The organism is Peptoniphilus stercorisuis (genome assembly GCF_017874395.1).
GTDB lineage: Bacteria > Bacillota > Clostridia > Tissierellales > Peptoniphilaceae > Anaerosphaera > Anaerosphaera stercorisuis.
The window spans coordinates 109,753-126,953 of sequence record NZ_JAGGLJ010000005.1 but is presented as its reverse complement, the minus strand read 5'-3'; the positions used below and the strand labels follow the sequence as shown (position 1 = coordinate 126,953).

The window sequence follows — 17,201 nt, the reverse complement described above, 5'->3', positions numbered from 1 at the left end:
TACTGTATATATACCCAAAAATGGGGGAATTCTAGCCATTTCAATATAGAAAAATGTAGTATATATGCGAGTTGTAGAGTTCTGCAACGAGCTAAAAAATCGAAATAATAGGAGGTAAAATATATGATGTGAATAAATTAGTTCCACCTATAGATATTTGACCTGCTTGTAAGTCTGATAGATCATTTAAATAATTACCAAAACATTCTTGAATTTCTAAAATCTTTTCAATAGCTTTTATATATGCTATTCCAAATTCAGTAAGACCTATTGGTTTTGTAGATCTATCAAAGATTTCAAAGCCAAGTTCAGATTCTGTTTTTTTAATCGCTGCACTTAATGATGGCTGTGATATAAATAAATTTTTTGCTGCTTTTGAAAAGCTACGTTCTTTATATACTTCGTATACATATTCCATTCCTTTAAACAATATAAACCCCCACCTATACTTTCATATACTTTTATATACTTGAATATATATATGTATAATTTATAATTAATATATAGAAGTAAATAGCAATACTAATAGTATATGAAAGTTTCTTTACTTAAGTATATAGTATTGTCTATTTAAATTATTACAATTAATTATATAATATTGTAAAAATTCGATTATATCAAGTATTTTTAAAAATTTTGGAGGATTGTCATGAAAAATAAAGATTATAGAATTGAACATGACTCTGTTGGACAAAAAGAAGTTCCAATAGAAGTATATTATGGAGTTCAAAGTTTAAGAGCATGCGAAAATTTTAAAATTACAGGTAAAGTTATGCATGAAGAAATTATAAACTCTCTTGCTGAGATAAAAAAAGCTTGTGCAATAACTAATATGGAAGTTAAAGAACTAGATGAAAAAATAGGAAATGCCATTATAAAAGCTTGTGATGATATAATTAATGGAAAATTACATGAAGAATTCATTGTAGATCCAATTCAAGGAGGAGCAGGAACATCTGCAAATATGAATGCAAATGAAGTAATAGCAAATAGAGCTATTGAAATTTTAGGTGGAGAAAAAGGAGATTATTCTGTAGTAAGCCCTAATGACCATGTAAATATGGGACAATCTACTAATGATGTGTTCCCTTCTTCTGGAAAAATGGCAGCTATTAAGCTTTTAAAGAAATCGATTCCAGTTCTAGAGAATTTATATGATGAATTAATAAAAAAATCAAAGGAATTTGATGATGTTATAAAAATGGGAAGAACTCAACTTGAAGATGCAATTCCTATTACTATGGGACAAGAGTTTAAAGCTTATAGTGCAGGAATAAAAAGAGATATTAGAAGATTTAATCATGCTATTGAAGAACTTTCAATATTAAATCTAGGTGGTACTGCAATTGGTACAGGCCTTAATGCTGATGTTGATTATGTTAAAAATGTAGTTCCAAATTTAGCTAAAATAAGTGGAATAGATTTAGAACAAGCAGAAGATTTAATTGATGGTACACAAAATCTAGATGTATATGTTTATGTATCAGGAATTATTAAAACTTGTGCTGTTAATTTATCTAAAATGAGTAATGATTTAAGACTCATGAATTCAGGTCCAAGAACTGGTTTATTTGAACTTAATTTACCTCCTAAGCAAAATGGTTCTTCTATAATGCCTGGTAAAGTTAATCCAGTAATACCAGAAGTTGTCAGTCAAGTTGCCTTTAATATAATAGGAAATGATACTACTATTACAATGGCTGCTGAGGGAGGACAATTAGAACTAAATGCTTTTGAACCAGTGCTTTTCTATAATTTATTTGAATCAATAACATCACTTACAGGAGCTGTTAAAACTCTTACAGAAAATTGTATTGTAGATATAACTGCAAATAAAGAAAGATGTAGACATCTTGTAGAGCATTCTATAGGTATAATTACTGCTATAAATCCATATGTAGGATATGAAAAAGCTGCAGAAATAGCTAATGAAGCTTTAAAATCTGGAGAATCTATTAGAGAGTTAATTTTAAAAAATAATTTATTAGATGAAAAAAAGTTAGATGAAATATTAGATCCTTATTTAATGATAAAACCTGGAATAATTGGCAAGGAGAATAGGTGATAAAATGACTTACCGTATTGAAAAAGATTCTATGGGAGAAATTAAGGTACCAAGTGATGCATACTGGGCAGCTCAAACAGAAAGAAGTTTTGAAAATTTTAAAATTGGAACAGATACTATTCCAATAGAAGTTATTCATGCTTTAGCTGAATTAAAAAAAGCTTGTGCTATAACAAATAATAAACTTGGTAAATTAGATGATAAAAGAAAAGATTTAATTGTTGAAGTTACTAATGAAATTATATCAGGAGCTTTAGATAGACATTTTCCTCTTATGGTTTTTCAAACTGGAAGTGGAACTCAATCTAATATGAATATTAATGAAGTAGTTGCAAACAGAGGAAATGAAATAGCAAATGAAAAAGTATTACATCCAAATGATCATGTAAATATGTCACAAAGTTCAAATGATACTTTCCCAACAGCTATGCATATAGCAGCTACTATTGAAATTAATACAAAATTAATCCCTGCTATAAATAAACTTATTAATACATTTAAAGAATTAGAAAAAAAATATTCAGATATAATAAAAATAGGCAGAACTCATTTACAAGATGCTACTCCACTTAAACTATCTCAAGAAATTAGTGGCTGGAGAAATATGTTAGAAGTGACAAGAGATATGATAGTAGAAAGTTCTAAGGGACTTTTAAATCTTGCTATTGGAGGAACAGCTGTAGGAACTGGTCTTAATGCTCCTGAAAACTTTGGAGAATATGTATCTGGAGAAATAGCACAAAATACAAAGTTTGATTTTAAATCTGCAGAAAATAAATTTCATGCACTAACAAGTAAAGATGAATTAGTTTATGCTCATGGTGCATTAAAAGCATTAGCTGCAAACTTAATGAAAATAGCAAATGATGTTCGTTGGCTTTCTAGTGGACCAAGATGTGGATTATCTGAATTAATAATCCCTTCTAATGAACCAGGTTCTTCTATAATGCCAGGAAAAGTTAATCCAACACAATGTGAGGCATTGACAATGGTTGCAGTTCAAGTAATGGGCAATGATACTACAATAGGTATATCTGCCTCTCAAGGAAATTTTGAACTTAATGTATTTATGCCTGTTATAATATATAACTTTTTAAACTCTGTAAGATTACTTACTGATGCTATAAATTCATTTAATGAAAAATGTGCAATTGGCATTAAACCAAATATTGAAAAGATAGACTATTATTTGCATAATTCACTTATGCTTGTAACAGCACTTAGTCCAAAGATTGGATATGACAATTCTGCAAAAGTTGCTAAATATGCTCATGAAAATAATTTATCTTTAAAAGAATCTTGTGTAGAACTTGGATTTTTAAAAGAAGAAGAATTTGATGAATATGTTAAACCTGAAGAAATGATTTAATCAATAAATTAAAAACCTATGTCTTAAGACATAGGTTTTTTTTCAATATAAACAAAAGTTGATATTAAGACTGTTATAGGTATTGTAATAATAAGTCCTATACTACCAGCCATTGCTCTTATTATTTCTGTTGCAATTGAATCTAAATTTATAATTTCTATAAACTTAACTCTATATACAATAAATAACATTATCAAATGAAGAGTTGTACCTACATAGGCAAGTATTAAAGTATTAGACATAGATCCTAAAATATCTCTACCTATATTAAATCCTGATTTAATCATTTCATTTTTATTTATATTTGAATTTATTTCTTTGATTTCCCAAAGAGATGAAGCTATTGATATTGCAACATCCATTATAGCTCCTATAGCTCCTATTAAAATAGTTCCAAATAATATCCCTTGATAGTTTAAATTTCTATATTGCGGTATATAAGCAAGGCTTATTGCACTATCCTCTGAAAGACCTGTTAATGAGGCAAATTTTCCAAATAATATAGCAATTATACCTGAAAATATTACTCCAATTGAAGTTGAAATTATTGCAACATAGGTTTTTTTATTATTTCCACTTATTATTAAAAGAGTTACTACAATAGATAATATTGAAACTAATATAGAAGCTAAAATTGGACTAAATCCATTTAAAATTAATGGTATATATATTAAAATAATTGTTCCAATTGTAAAGATTAAAGAAATCAATGTTTTTAATCCACTTATTTTACCAAATAATAATAGTAATATTACAAATAATAATAGTATTAGAAAAATATTTATATCTCTAACTTTTTCTTCTATTTTAATAGTTTCAATAATCCCTTTATTTTCAGTAATTCTAAGAAGAATTTTGTCGCCTTGTTTAAATATATAACTTCCAGGCATAATTCTTTCTATAGTATGTCTTATAGTTAATTCTTCTTCTTTGTGAGTACCATTTAATATTTTAATCTTTAAATGTTGATATCTAATATCTGATTCTAAAGGAGTTTCTCTTTTTTCTTTAGTATCATCATATTCTATATCTATTATTTTAGCTTTTATTACTGAATATTCACTATTATTTATTACACTATCATAATGTTTTTTCAAATCTGTATCTGAGGATAAAGAATCAGCATTTACTATTGCAGGAATAAACATAAATAGTAATAATAAATTAAATAACAATTTTTTCATAATATTTTATGCAGCTTTTAAAACTTTTTCAATATCTTTTATATAATCAATATTTTCTGGAGTAATAGTTTTAGCTTCTTTTATAGCTTCTACTAATACATCTCTTATAGGAATATAAGTTTCATCTACATTTTTTGCATTTGTAAAATCATATCCATCTCCACCAGTAAACATAAAATCATTTATTACAACTTTATAAGTTTTGTTTTCATCAATAGGAGTTCCATCTTCTAAAGTTATTTTTGTTATTTTATTTCCATATTCTTTAGATGAATCATATTCTACATTTAATCCACTAAAAACTCCATCTGTAGTTTTTGGCATATCTATTCCATGGTCTATTGCTTTTATTAAGTCTTTACCTGGAAGTTCCATAGTAACTAAATAATTATCAAAAGGCATAATTTCATATAAATCGCCCATTGTAATATCACCAGCATTTAAAGTTCTTCTTAATCCTCCACCATTTTGAATAGCTATATCGCAATTAGTTTTTTCAGCCATAGCTTTACATGACCAACTTCCTAATAATGTATTAGAACCCTTAGTAGCCCTATCATGTGTAAATTCTTTAGTTGCTTTACCAAGAATTTCACCTTTTATAGGAGCTAATTCTTTTTGAAGATTAATATAAAAATTATCAGAATCTGTATTTTTTATAATTTTGTCTTTAATATCGCTTCCTTGAAATAATTGTGTTTCAATATTTATTTCTTTATTATCATCAATATTTATATTTACTTGTCCAATAGCTCTTCCATAACAATAAGCTTGTAAAATAGGAATATCATTTACTTTTCCGCTAACGCTTCTGTGGGAATGAGCTGAAAGAATACAATCAAGTCCTTTAACTTCATTAGCAAGTTTTGCAGCATTTCCTGTAATATTTCCTGTTTTTGCATCTTGATCTGAATCTATATGAGTTAAAGCGATTATAATATCAGGTTTACCTTCTTTTGCTTTTCCAGCATTTAAATAATCAACCCATTCTTGAGCTGATTTTATAGGATCTCTAAACTCGAATCCTTTTATATGCTCAGCTTTAGTTAGTGTTGGTGTATCTGGATGTGCAAGTCCAATTAAACCTATTTTTATATCTCCTTCTTCTATAATCATATATGGATTTGCCCAACTAACAGGTTTATCTGTTTTAGTGTCATAGATATTTGAAGCAAGATATTTAAAATCACCATCTTTTGACCAGTTTTCTATTTTATCTGATCCCCAATCAAATTCATGATTTCCAACAGCTGAAGCAACTATATTCATACCTTTCATCATAGATGTTACAGGTTTACCAATAGTTAGATTTGAATCAGATGTTCCTTGATAATTATCTCCACCTGATAATACTAAAGTATTTGGATGTTTTTCTTTAAATTCATTTACATAACCAACCATTTTAGCCATACCCATATTTCTTTTTTTGCCTGTTATTTCTTCAGCGACATTTCCGTGGAAATCGTTAAAGTATAAAATATGAACATTTTTATTATCTTCTTCTCCAAAAATAATTCCTATAGAATCCGCATTTTCTTTAGAAATAATATTAGATTTTACTAAATATTCTCCAAGAGTCATTTTAGTTCCATTTTGAATTTCTTTATTTAGAGCAGAGAAAATATATTCTGCAGCTTCTTTTTTTGTTATTTTTGAATTAATATTATCATCTTTAGATAATAGACCGATTTTCTTTCCTATTTCTTCTGCTTTAGAATAAGAGTTTTCAATATCATAATCTAAAGATCTAAGAATGAAAGCTATAAATTCTTTTTTATTTAAATTAGAATTAGGATCGTATTTGGTTTCACTTTTTCCATTAGTTAAATTTAAATCAGATCCTATACCAGCATATCCTTTAAACCATTCAGGAACATCATCAAAAGGATTTAGCTTTACATTTTCTTCTTCTTTAGATATTTCCTGAGAATATCCAATAGACTTCAATACCATAGTTAGACCTTCTGCACGAGATAAATCTTTATGTAGCTTTTCTTCAGTATTGTCTTTGTCTAAAAGATTTACTGATTGTAACTTAGATACTGAACTTTCCTCTTCTTCTTTAGCATAAACTCCAACAAAACTTGTTGTTGTTATTATTAGTGATAATGCTAAAGATAATATCTTCTTAGTGTTTTTCATAATTAAACCTCCTTAAATTTATAATATCATTTTAACATATATTCTTATGAGATAAACGTTTTTATAAAAACCATAAAAAAAGCCAAAAGAAAAATTTACAATTAATCCCTTGGCCTTTTTTTCAAATAGATACTTTATTATATATAAATATTATTTTTTCTACTATTATACCAAATGCCCCATTAAAGAAACATGTAGGTAAGACAACGCTTAATAAAAGTACAGAAATTCCACCAGGAATATTTATTCCAAATAATTGACTTGCTGAAAATAAAAATACGAATCCACTTATAAAAGTATTAATGAAAGTATTAATAAACATAGCAAATTTTTTATTCTTTATATTTTTAAATACTAATCTATATAAAGATAAAAATGTAAAAGCAGAAATAAGTTTATCAAATATAGATGGAATTTGACCACTAGGAAATGTTGTAGTTGCTGCAGCTATTAATCCTGTTGCCATACCTATAATTAAAGTAGACTTAAAATCATCATTCATAATAATTGCACAAAACATTGTTACTAGTAGAAAATCTGGTTTCATACCATTGATAATTCCTGGAACGACTAAATGTAAAACTGCCCCTATTGCCAATAAAATTGATGCTTGTACTAAATTTTTTGTTTTCATGTTTTTCTCCTTTTCTTTTTTTGAAAAGTGATAGAAAATAAAAAAAACCACTTGTCCCTATAAAGGAACAAATGGTTAAATTCGCGGTGCCATCCTAATTATACTTATAAAAAGTATATCTTTTTTCAGATACTAACATATCCTATCTCGATAACGGGAGAACCGTCTTAGCTACTTATATTCGCCTTGCACTCATAGACCCATTCACTATAAATATTAATGTTAAGTTTCACCAAACCTTAACTCTCTAAAATTAATTTTCTATAGTTACTATTTTCTAATCAACATTTTCATATAACATAATTTAATTAAACATTATAATAGTTCATTAAATGATATTTGTCAAGCTATTTTATTTAATTTAAATTTTAACATTTCAATCATATCATCTTTAGGATCTAAAATATCTAATTTTGTTAATTTTTTTAGTTCATTTTTTATGTATGGAAAATGAGTACAACCAAGTATAATTGCTTCAACTTTATTATTATTATAATTAACTTTTTCAAGATATTCTACCATACTATCTAGTGCAAGAACATCTATTATATCTTCAGCTAATAATTTTTCTTCAATTGATTCAACTAACATCATATTACCTATTAAAATAGAATTATTAAATTTATTTGAATCTTTTAAAATTCTTTCAATTTCTTTTGCAGAATTTCCATTTGCAGAAAGAATTGCTAAAGTATTATATTCTTTAGAGTACTTAGTATAACATTCTAAAGGGGTAATTATAGGTATTTTAAAATTATTTTCTAGTTTCTTATAATCAATACTTGATGATAATGAATTACAATATAAAAAAATACCATCACAATTATTATGAATTGCTTTTTTAATAGCCATTGCTGTTGCGTTTTCTATATATTCTTGTCCACTATATTGTAATAACGTTTGCTCTCGTGCGTTTTTAGATAAAGGAAACTCTAAATTGTCTATATTTGCTTCTCTTAATACATTTGATCCCATTCTAGTATCAACGGGAGTGCCTGCTACAACTCCGATTTTCATAAAACACCTCTTTAATATATAAAATTTTCGTATATTATTAATATACTATGTTTTGAACATTAATTCAATAAAGAAACTCTCTTAAAAGTAAATGTTTTCAAATGAAGATAAATCTTTTATTTTATACTTGTTCATTTAAAATTATTGTTCTATTTTTTAAATAAAATAAAAAGCAGCTTAAAAGCTGCTTTTTACATATTATCCATTAAATATCTTGCAACATGAACTCCACAAGCTGATGCCTGTGATAATGAATGAGTTGCTCCTCCTCCATCTCCTACTACATATAATCCTTTTTTATCTGTTTCAAAGTTTTCATTTACATCTACTTTTGAGTTATAAAATTTAACTTCTACTCCATATAGTAAAGTATCCTCATTTGCAGTTCCTGGTGCAATTTTATCAAGAGCATAAATCATTTCTATGATTGAATCTAATTGTCTTTTTGGAATTACTAAAGATAAATCTCCTGGTATTGCCTTTAGAGTTGGATTAGTAAAGCATTTTGCCATTCTTCTCTCATCAGATCTACGTCCCTTAACTAAATCTCCAAATCTTTGAAGTAATACTCCTCCTCCAAGCATGTTTGAAAGTTTTGCTATTGATTCACCATATTCATTAGAATCTTTAAAAGGTTCTGTAAATTTATTACTTACTAAAAGCGCAAAGTTAGTATTTTCACTTTGAAGTTTTGGATTAGAGTACGCATGTCCATTTACAGTTATTATTCCATTTGTATTTTCTGCTACTACTTGACCATAAGGATTCATGCAAAATGTTCTTACAAGATCATTATATCCTTTTGTTTGATATACTATCTTACTCTCATAGACATCATCTGTAATATGTTTAAAAACTTCTGCTGGAAGTTCAACCCTTACTCCTATATCAACTTGATTACTATATAATTTTATATTAAATTTATCACAAATTTCAGAAATCCATTTTGATCCAGATCTTCCTGATGCAAGAACTACTTTTTTACAACTAAATTGTCCTTGATCAGTTGTAGATACAATATAATTTTTAGTATCATTATCATAATCTATATCTTCTACAATAGTATTAAATAACATATCTACTTTATTTTTAGAATACTCATACATTTTTTCAAGGATTTTCATATTTCTATCAGTTCCAAAATGACGAACCTTAGCATCTAATAAATGTAAATCATGTCTTAAAGCTATTGTTTTTAAGTCTGATTTTGTCGTTGAGAATAGTTTCGATTCACCTTCATCAAAACTACATAATACCTCATCTACATATTCCATAAGTTTAATTGCATTATCTTGACCTACAAATTTATGCATATCTCCACCAAAATTTGTAGTAATATTGTATTTTCCATCAGATAATGTTCCAGCTCCACCATATCCATTCATAATATTACAAGGATTACAACCTATGCAATTTTCTACCTTACCAGCTTTAATAGGACAAATTCTGCCTTCTATTGAATTACCCTTATCAATCATCAATACTTTTAAATCAGTGTCCTTATTTGTAAATTCATAAGATGCAAAAACACCACTTGCACCAGCTCCAACAATAATTATGTCGTAATTTTTCATAATTCTCCTCATATTAAATATATTTTAAACTGCAAAGGAATAAAAACTTCCATCACTAGATTTATAATTTTCTAAATCATAAGGTGAGTATATTCCAGTATCTGTTACAACTCCACTTATTAAATGTGGTGGTGTAATATCAAAGGCTGGATAATATCCTTTTACTCCATCTAATGTATTTTTTATCCCATTACATTCTAACACTTTTTTTGGATCTCTTTCCTCTATTTTTATATTATTAATAGATTCAACTGAATCAGGAATACCTGTTACAAAATATGGTATCTCATAATACTTTGATACTATAGCCATTTGAGATGTTCCTACCTTATTAACAACATATCCATCTCTTGTTATAGAGTCAGCTGCTGATGTAAATAAATCAATTTTTTTATTTTTAATAGTTGCAGCAATCATATTATCTGTTATAACTGTTACTTTAAATCCCATATCACAAGCAACTGATGCAGTAAATCTTGCACCTTGTAAAAAAGGTCTTGTTTCTGCACAATACAATTCTATATTTTTATTTTGTTTTTTACATTCTTTAAGCATCATACCAATTATAGTTTCACCATAGCATTGAGTTAAGATTTTTCCATTATCAGGAAACATTTTAACTAAGTACTTTGCAACTTTTCCAATTCTTTCATATCTATTTTCCATAGTTTTTATTGTGTAGTTTGAAATAATATTATCTAAATTTTTACTATTTATATTATTTTTTGCAATTTCCAAACAACCTTCTGTTACTTCTATCATTCTATCCTTTGTTGTAGGTCTTGCACTATAAATATCTTTTGCTGCTTTTTCTAAATAATCAATTTTTTTAATATTATCCATATCTCTACATTCAAAAGCAGCTAATGCCATTCCCATTCCAGCTGCTGTATATGGGCCTGCACTTTGAGTCACCATATCTCTTATTGCATTTGCAACTTCTTTATGATTATTACAAATTACAAACTCTATTTTTCTTGGATAAATTCTTCTATCTAAAATTTTAACCTGACCTTTTTCATACCAAGCTACATTTTCAAATTTTAACATAAATGCAAGATCATCATCAATTCTAAGCATAGATATAACCTCCTAAAGTCTTATGTTATAATATAATAAACTGATAAATCTAAAACAATTGTAACATAAAAGGAGACTAAAATGAAAAAATATGCCATTATTGCTGGAACTGGATTTGACACTTTTGGTAGTGAATTTGAAACAAAAGAAATAATCACCTCTTATGGAATAGTAAATGTTAAATTAATAAAAAAAGATGAAAATATGGAAGTTTATTTTTTACCAAGACATGGAGAAACACATAATATAGCTCCTCATAAAATCAATTATAGAGCAAATATAAAAGCTTTAAAATTACTTGGAGTAACTCATATTTATGGTATTTGTGCTGTTGGAAGTTTGAAAAAAGATTTATCTATTAATAGCATTGTTTTAATTAATGATTTTTTAGATATGACAAAAAATAGAATTACTACTTTTTATGACGAAAATAATGTAAAACACTTAGATGTTAGTAATCCTTATAGTGATGAAATGAATGAATTATTTATTAAAAATTCAAAGAAATATAATATTAATCCAAAAACTGGAATATATGTATGTACAGAAGGACCTAGATTTGAATCTGCAACAGAAATAAAACTTTATCAAATGCTAAATTGTGATGTTGTAGGAATGACAAATATCCCAGAGGTTTTATTGGCAAATGAATTAAATATAAATTATAGTTGTATTTCTTATGTAACCAATTATTGTACAGGACTTGTTTCAAAAATTTCAAATGAAACTTTTGATAAAAATTCTATTAATAAAAATGGCATCATTAATGCTATATTAGATTCTTTTAACGATGAAGACATTTTAAATATTACTTCAAATTCAATATTGCTTTAATTTTTATTAATAGAATTTAAAGCAATAAGAACTCATGTTTAGAACAGAAGTTTATTCTTTATAAATTCATTTTCACTTTAAACTTATAATATTTACTTGTTCGTTTGAAATTATTGTACTAATATAAATGAAAAATAAAAGCTATAAAAAAATACCTTATAAAAGGCACTTTTTTATAGCTTTTCTATATATACTTGATCTACTTCATCTATTTCTTTTATTTTCACTTCTATATTTTCACTTTTTGATGTTGGTATGTTTTTACCTACATAATCAGGTCTTATAGGAAGCTCTCTGTGACCTCTATCTACTAAGACGACGAGTTGTATTGAAGATGGTCTTCCCTGCTCTAAAACCCCATCCATGGCTGCTCTAACACTTCTTCCTGTGTGAAGAACATCATCAACTAATATAATCTTTTTTTTATTAATATCCTCTTCAATAATATTTTCAATTTCTTGGTTTTTATTTTTAATATCATCTCTAAAATTAGTGATATTAATAGGATATACCGGAAGTTTTATATTTTCAACTTCATATATTTTTTCTGAAATTCTTTTAGCAATATCATTTCCTCTTGTTAATATACCTACAAAAATTATATCTTTAGTTCCTTTGTTTTTTTCAATAATTTCATAAGATATTCTTGAGATAGCTCTTTTTATTGCTACTTCATCCATTACAATATTTTTCATATGTCACCTCTTTTTAAAAACTTTTCAAATCTAATAGGATAATCATCAGTAATTTCTATTTTTTCATTAGTTATAGGATGATTAAATATTAATTTATAAGCATGTAACATTTGTTTATCAATTTTATATTTATTTTTATGTCCATATGTCAGATCTCCTAGAACTGGATGCTTAATATAACTCATATGAACTCTTATTTGATGTGTTCTTCCTGTTAGAATTCTAACTTTTATTAATGTAAATAAATTATAATTTTTTAAAACTTCATATTCTGTAATTGCATTTTTTGAATTTTCATATACAACTGCCATTTTTGTACGATTTCTAGGATCTCTTCCTATGGGCTCTTCTATTCGTCCTTTAGAATCTATTACCCCTTCAACTATTGCAAGATATTCTTTATGAATTTCAGAGTTTTTAAATTGATCTACTAATCTTTCATAAGCTATATCTTGTTTAGCAATTATCATAAGTCCACTTGTATCTTTATCTAATCTATGAACTATTCCAGGCCTGAACTCTTCACCTGTTGTTGCTAGACTATTAAATCTATATAATAAACCATTTACTAAAGTATCTTCAAAATGACCTGCTCCTGGATGAACTATTAAATTTTGTGGTTTTGAGATAACCGCTATATATTCATCTTCATACAATATATTAAAATCAATTTTTTGAGGAATTAATTTTAGTTCATCTTCATAGTATATAAATATCTGATCGTTTTCTTTTAAAATATAACCTGCTTTTACTTTTTTTTCATTTACCAAAATATTTTCATTTGATATATATTTTTTTATTTGTGATCTATTTATAGACAATTTATTTAATAAAAATTTATCTAATCTAGAACCTATATATTCATTGTTTTTTTCTATAATGATAAGTTTATCAACCATTTATTACCTCTTTTATCGCAAGTTTTCAGTGTCATTTTTTAATATATAAATTATTAATATAATTGTTCCAAGTACTATAAATACATCTGCTAAATTAAATACTGCAAAATCATATCCAAAAATTCTCATACTAATAAAATCAACTACATAATGTAATCTTATTCTATCTATAAAATTACCTATTGTACCACCTAAAATTAAAGAAATACATATCTTTAGAAAAATTGAACTTTCTTTATAGTTTTTAAATAGTATCTTAAGTAAAATAAAAACAACTACTATAGTTATTATAGTAAAAATAAGTCTTCTACCTTGTAATATTCCAAAAGCTGCTCCTCTATTTTCTAAATAGAAAAGATTTAAAAAATCTTCTTTTATTACTAGTGGACCTTGATCTTTTAAAAATTTCACAACATAAAATTTAGAAATTTGATCCATTGCAATTAATAATACTGTAAATATTAATACTGCCATTTTGCCTCCATTTAGTAAAATCCCAAAATAATTATTTTGGGATTTTAATTTTAACTATATAATTATCTTTTTTTGTTGTACCTTCAATTTCAGAAAAAATAAATCTACCAAACTTTCTAATAGATAATAAATCTCCTTCTTCTAGTATATAAGAAGATTTATTTTCACTCTTGAAATTTACTTTTACTTTTTCTTGTTTTATTAGTTCTTGAGCATTTGCTCTAGACATTCTAAGTAAATTACTTAAAAAAGTATCAAGTCTTAATGATGAAATAATAAGTTTATTTATTTCATAATCTTTTTCAGGAATATCTACACTATTTACTCTTTCAAGTTTTACATTATATTTATTAACTTTTTTAAAATTAAATTCTATAAAATCCGAAAGTTCTCTTTTCACAAAGAAAGAATATACATTATTTGAAATAATTATATCTCCAATTTTTCTTCTTTCTATTCCAAGACCTAATAAGCTTCCTAAAATATCTTTATGGCTTATTTTATTTTCTAAATTAAATTGAAATGCCACTAAATCATTTATTGTATTTTCATATAAATATGATTGGTAAATATAAATAATTTTTCTTTCAGATTCTTCATACCCACCATCTACACTATATGAAATATCCTCAAATCTATTTAAAATTGATTTAGCTAAATAGACTTCATAGGGATCTAAAAAATCAGTAGATAATTCCACATAGTCATTTAACACTATTTCAATTTTATCTATAATTTTTTTCATTTCTAATAGTTTTTCATTATCATCAATATGATTTAGTAAATTTTCTCTATTTAATTTTTTTACCAAGGAAACATCCCTGAATTTTTAAGTTCTTCTTTTAGACCATCAATTTCAATAGGCATTGGTGCTAATACAAAAATATCTTTATTTACCTTTTGAATTTTTCCATCAATTGCATATAGTGCACCACTTACAAAATCAAAAATTTCTCTTTTAACATCAATATCTAGTTGTTCAAAATTAAGTACTACAGCTTTGTTATTTCTTAAATCGTCTACTATTTTAGGTGATTCATCATAAGAAAGAGGTTCATGAACTGTTATTATCATATCTCCCTTTAAGCTCATTAAACTATTTACCTTTTTAGGTTTTACAGTACGAGCAACTGGTGCCTCATTTTCTTCATTACTTTCTACAACTTCATCTTCATATTCATAGTCTTCGTCTTCATATTCATCAGAAAAACCAAATACACTTTTAAATTTTTCCATCATATCTGCCATAAAAAATACCTCCTACTTATTTGTAATCTCTTTTTCCAAATATTTTTGTTCCAACTCTAACCATGTTTGAACCTTCTTCTATTGCTATTTTAAAGTCTTGGCTCATTCCCATAGATAGATATTTCATTTCAATTTTATTTTTATCATAATTTTTATTGTTAATTACTTCTTTTAACTTAAACATTTTTCTAAAGCATTCTCTTAGAAAAGCTTCATCTTCAGTATTTGGAGCTACAGTCATAAGTCCATTGATTTTCACATTATCATAATTTAAACAAGTTTCAATGAATTTCTCAACTTCATTATAATGCATTCCACCCTTAGATTCTTCCTTTGCAATATTTATCTCTAGTAAACAGTTTACTATAATATCGTCATTTTTTGCTCTTTTATTAATTTCTTTTAATAATGATTTTCTATCTAAAGAGTGTATTAACTCTACTTTATCATATATATATTTAACTTTATTACTTTGTAAGTTTCCTATCATATGATATTTTACACTATCTTGTAGAATTTCCATCTTACCTTGTAATTCCTGTACTTTATTTTCACCAATATCTGTAATGCCACATTCTATTGCTTCTTTTATTTCTTCTGGACTGTGAGTCTTACTTACAGCTATTAATTTTACCTCTTCTCCTGTTAAAGAATGCTTTCTTGCACTCTCTATTTCTTCAAGAGTTTCACGTAAATTATCTTTTATAGCCACAATATTCCTCCTAATTTAAGATTTGTGAGTCATCTACTGTCTTTGGATTTAAAACAATAGAGTCATTTATAGTTATAGTTTTGTATTCTTTGTCTGATATTTTTATAACACCATTTTTATCTCCACTAGAAACATAACTTGATGAATTCAATGGTTGAATTACATCTATTGGTACAAATTTTACTAATCCATGTATCTCCTGAACATAAACACCAAAAATTCCCTTTCTTTTTATTATTGCACTTTTAGGAATTTTATAACATTTCTGTTTACTTTTAACAATTTTTACATTTCGTATTCTTTCAGAGTATAATTTATCAATCATTTCATCTAGGTATAAAATTACTACTCCAGATTTATCCTTTGATTTGTTGATTTTCGCAACATTTCCTCTTATTATATTATTCTCTGATAACTCCACATTTAATTTATCTCCAATTTTTATATCACCTAAGGAACTTAAATCCTCTATACTTAAAGCCATATTATAAGAAAAGTTATCTATTAATTTAAATAACATATCTCCTTTTTCAACTTGAGTTTTTGTTTCATTCTCTATTCTTCTAGAATGTTCCCTTAAGTAATCTCTAGTATATATTGATAAATCATCTGGTTTATAATATTTCTCTAATCCATCTATTTTATAAGAAACGATTCCAGAATACTCCGCTTGATAATAAATGTTACTTCTAGATATTTGCTTTAGAAGTTCTTGTTTTTTAGAGTTTAACTCCTCTACAGATAAATTCATAAGCTCTGTTAATTCTGAGATACTTATGCTTTGTTTTGTATTTAAATCAAGATTATTAATATCTTCAATCGCTTGTAATAAGTTTTCGTCTCTTATATCCTTTTGAATTTTTTTAATACTTTCAATTTCTTCTTCTGAAATTTTTTCAGTTGGTTTTTTATTTAATTTATAGTTTAAAGCTGAATTTACTTTTATTAATTCATCTTTTAAACTAGAAACATCATTCATTAAATTGATTACTACAATATCATAAATTACAGGTACTTTTTGCCCTTCACTAGCATTATATAATGCTATACCATCAGCATTTGAATAATATACTTTTTCTTTTAATATATTATAAGATTTTGCATCTACTTCATCTTTATAGAGTGTAAATGTAGGGAATGCTGTTTTATGATTTGTGTATGTTTTTCCTCTTATTGATTTATATACAAAAAATATTATTAATATTAATAGTATAATTCCAATAAAACGTCTAAACTTATAGTTTGTTTTTTTTCTTTTATTTTCCAAGTTCATC

Annotated in this window: 17 protein-coding genes and 1 other annotated feature; of the genes, 3 read left to right on the top strand and 14 right to left on the bottom strand. The window is 26.1% G+C overall.

What is annotated here, in order from left to right; genetic code table 11:
* Window positions 1-91 precede the first annotated feature (91 nt).
* Window positions 92-430 carry a LysR family transcriptional regulator gene (locus J2Z71_RS03760; RefSeq protein ID WP_245311165.1) on the bottom strand — a complete coding sequence of 113 codons (339 nt, stop codon included), beginning with the start codon at window positions 428-430 and terminating at the stop codon, window positions 92-94.
* A 219-nt stretch (window positions 431-649) separates the two neighbouring features.
* Between J2Z71_RS03760 and J2Z71_RS03755 the strand changes: the two genes are divergently transcribed.
* Window positions 650-2,065: an aspartate ammonia-lyase gene (locus tag J2Z71_RS03755; RefSeq protein WP_210060517.1), complete on the top strand. Its 1,416-nt coding sequence runs from the start codon at window positions 650-652 to the stop codon at window positions 2,063-2,065.
* Between the two features lie 4 nt (window positions 2,066-2,069).
* Window positions 2,070-3,434 (top strand): class II fumarate hydratase, encoded by a 1,365-nt coding sequence (gene fumC / locus J2Z71_RS03750; RefSeq protein WP_210060516.1) that lies wholly within the window; start codon window positions 2,070-2,072, stop codon window positions 3,432-3,434.
* Window positions 3,435-3,457: 23 nt separating this feature from the next.
* On the opposite strand, the gene J2Z71_RS03745 is transcribed toward fumC, so the two are convergent.
* From J2Z71_RS03745 to J2Z71_RS03720, 6 genes are all read right to left on the bottom strand, one after another.
* On the bottom strand, window positions 3,458-4,618 hold the full coding sequence (locus J2Z71_RS03745; RefSeq protein ID WP_210060515.1) for a YibE/F family protein: 1,161 nt from the start codon (window positions 4,616-4,618) through the stop codon (window positions 3,458-3,460).
* Window positions 4,619-4,624: 6 nt separating this feature from the next.
* Window positions 4,625-6,760, bottom strand: a complete 2,136-nt coding sequence (locus J2Z71_RS03740; RefSeq protein WP_245311164.1) for a bifunctional metallophosphatase/5'-nucleotidase — start codon at window positions 6,758-6,760, stop codon at window positions 4,625-4,627.
* Window positions 6,761-6,881: 121 nt separating this feature from the next.
* Complete coding sequence (locus tag J2Z71_RS03735; RefSeq protein WP_210060514.1) at window positions 6,882-7,394, bottom strand: tryptophan transporter; 513 nt, start codon at window positions 7,392-7,394, stop codon at window positions 6,882-6,884.
* Between the two features lie 60 nt (window positions 7,395-7,454).
* Window positions 7,455-7,688 (bottom strand) — a binding site (T-box leader).
* Between the two features lie 48 nt (window positions 7,689-7,736).
* The gene (locus J2Z71_RS03730) at window positions 7,737-8,411 is read right to left on the bottom strand and encodes an aspartate/glutamate racemase family protein (RefSeq protein WP_210060513.1); all 675 of its coding nucleotides are present in this window, start codon (window positions 8,409-8,411) and stop codon (window positions 7,737-7,739) included.
* Window positions 8,412-8,602: 191 nt separating this feature from the next.
* Window positions 8,603-9,985 (bottom strand): NAD(P)/FAD-dependent oxidoreductase, encoded by a 1,383-nt coding sequence (locus J2Z71_RS03725; protein ID WP_210060512.1) that lies wholly within the window; start codon window positions 9,983-9,985, stop codon window positions 8,603-8,605.
* Between the two features lie 24 nt (window positions 9,986-10,009).
* Window positions 10,010-11,065, bottom strand: a complete 1,056-nt coding sequence (locus J2Z71_RS03720; RefSeq protein ID WP_210060511.1) for a s-methyl-5-thioribose-1-phosphate isomerase — start codon at window positions 11,063-11,065, stop codon at window positions 10,010-10,012.
* Window positions 11,066-11,146: 81 nt separating this feature from the next.
* Here J2Z71_RS03720 and J2Z71_RS03715 point away from each other — a divergent pair, with 81 nt between their 5' ends.
* Window positions 11,147-11,899, top strand: coding sequence for an MTAP family purine nucleoside phosphorylase (locus J2Z71_RS03715; protein WP_210060510.1), 753 nt, complete (start codon window positions 11,147-11,149; stop codon window positions 11,897-11,899).
* Between the two features lie 173 nt (window positions 11,900-12,072).
* Here J2Z71_RS03715 and pyrR read toward each other — a convergent pair whose 3' ends face one another.
* The 7 genes from pyrR to J2Z71_RS03680 are packed head-to-tail and all read right to left on the bottom strand — an operon-like array spanning window position 12,073 to window position 17,194.
* Window positions 12,073-12,594 (bottom strand): bifunctional pyr operon transcriptional regulator/uracil phosphoribosyltransferase PyrR, encoded by a 522-nt coding sequence (gene pyrR, locus J2Z71_RS03710; protein WP_210060509.1) that lies wholly within the window; start codon window positions 12,592-12,594, stop codon window positions 12,073-12,075.
* Window positions 12,591-13,493: an RluA family pseudouridine synthase gene (locus J2Z71_RS03705; protein WP_210060508.1), complete on the bottom strand. Its 903-nt coding sequence runs from the start codon at window positions 13,491-13,493 to the stop codon at window positions 12,591-12,593. The genes pyrR and J2Z71_RS03705 overlap by 4 nt, the downstream gene beginning before the upstream one ends.
* Window positions 13,494-13,505: 12 nt before the next feature.
* Window positions 13,506-13,967 (bottom strand): signal peptidase II, encoded by a 462-nt coding sequence (gene lspA, locus J2Z71_RS03700; protein ID WP_210060507.1) that lies wholly within the window; start codon window positions 13,965-13,967, stop codon window positions 13,506-13,508.
* Between the two features lie 31 nt (window positions 13,968-13,998).
* Window positions 13,999-14,778: a YlmH family RNA-binding protein gene (locus J2Z71_RS03695; RefSeq protein ID WP_245311163.1), complete on the bottom strand. Its 780-nt coding sequence runs from the start codon at window positions 14,776-14,778 to the stop codon at window positions 13,999-14,001.
* Window positions 14,772-15,215 carry a cell division protein SepF gene (locus J2Z71_RS03690; protein WP_210060506.1) on the bottom strand — a complete coding sequence of 148 codons (444 nt, stop codon included), beginning with the start codon at window positions 15,213-15,215 and terminating at the stop codon, window positions 14,772-14,774. Before J2Z71_RS03690 ends, J2Z71_RS03695 begins: the two co-directional genes overlap by 7 nt.
* A gap of 16 nt (window positions 15,216-15,231) precedes the next feature.
* Window positions 15,232-15,927 carry a YggS family pyridoxal phosphate-dependent enzyme gene (locus tag J2Z71_RS03685; RefSeq protein ID WP_210060505.1) on the bottom strand — a complete coding sequence of 232 codons (696 nt, stop codon included), beginning with the start codon at window positions 15,925-15,927 and terminating at the stop codon, window positions 15,232-15,234.
* Between the two features lie 10 nt (window positions 15,928-15,937).
* Complete coding sequence (locus J2Z71_RS03680; RefSeq protein ID WP_425351658.1) at window positions 15,938-17,194, bottom strand: biotin/lipoyl attachment domain-containing protein; 1,257 nt, start codon at window positions 17,192-17,194, stop codon at window positions 15,938-15,940.
* Between the last annotated feature and the right edge of the window lie 7 nt (window positions 17,195-17,201).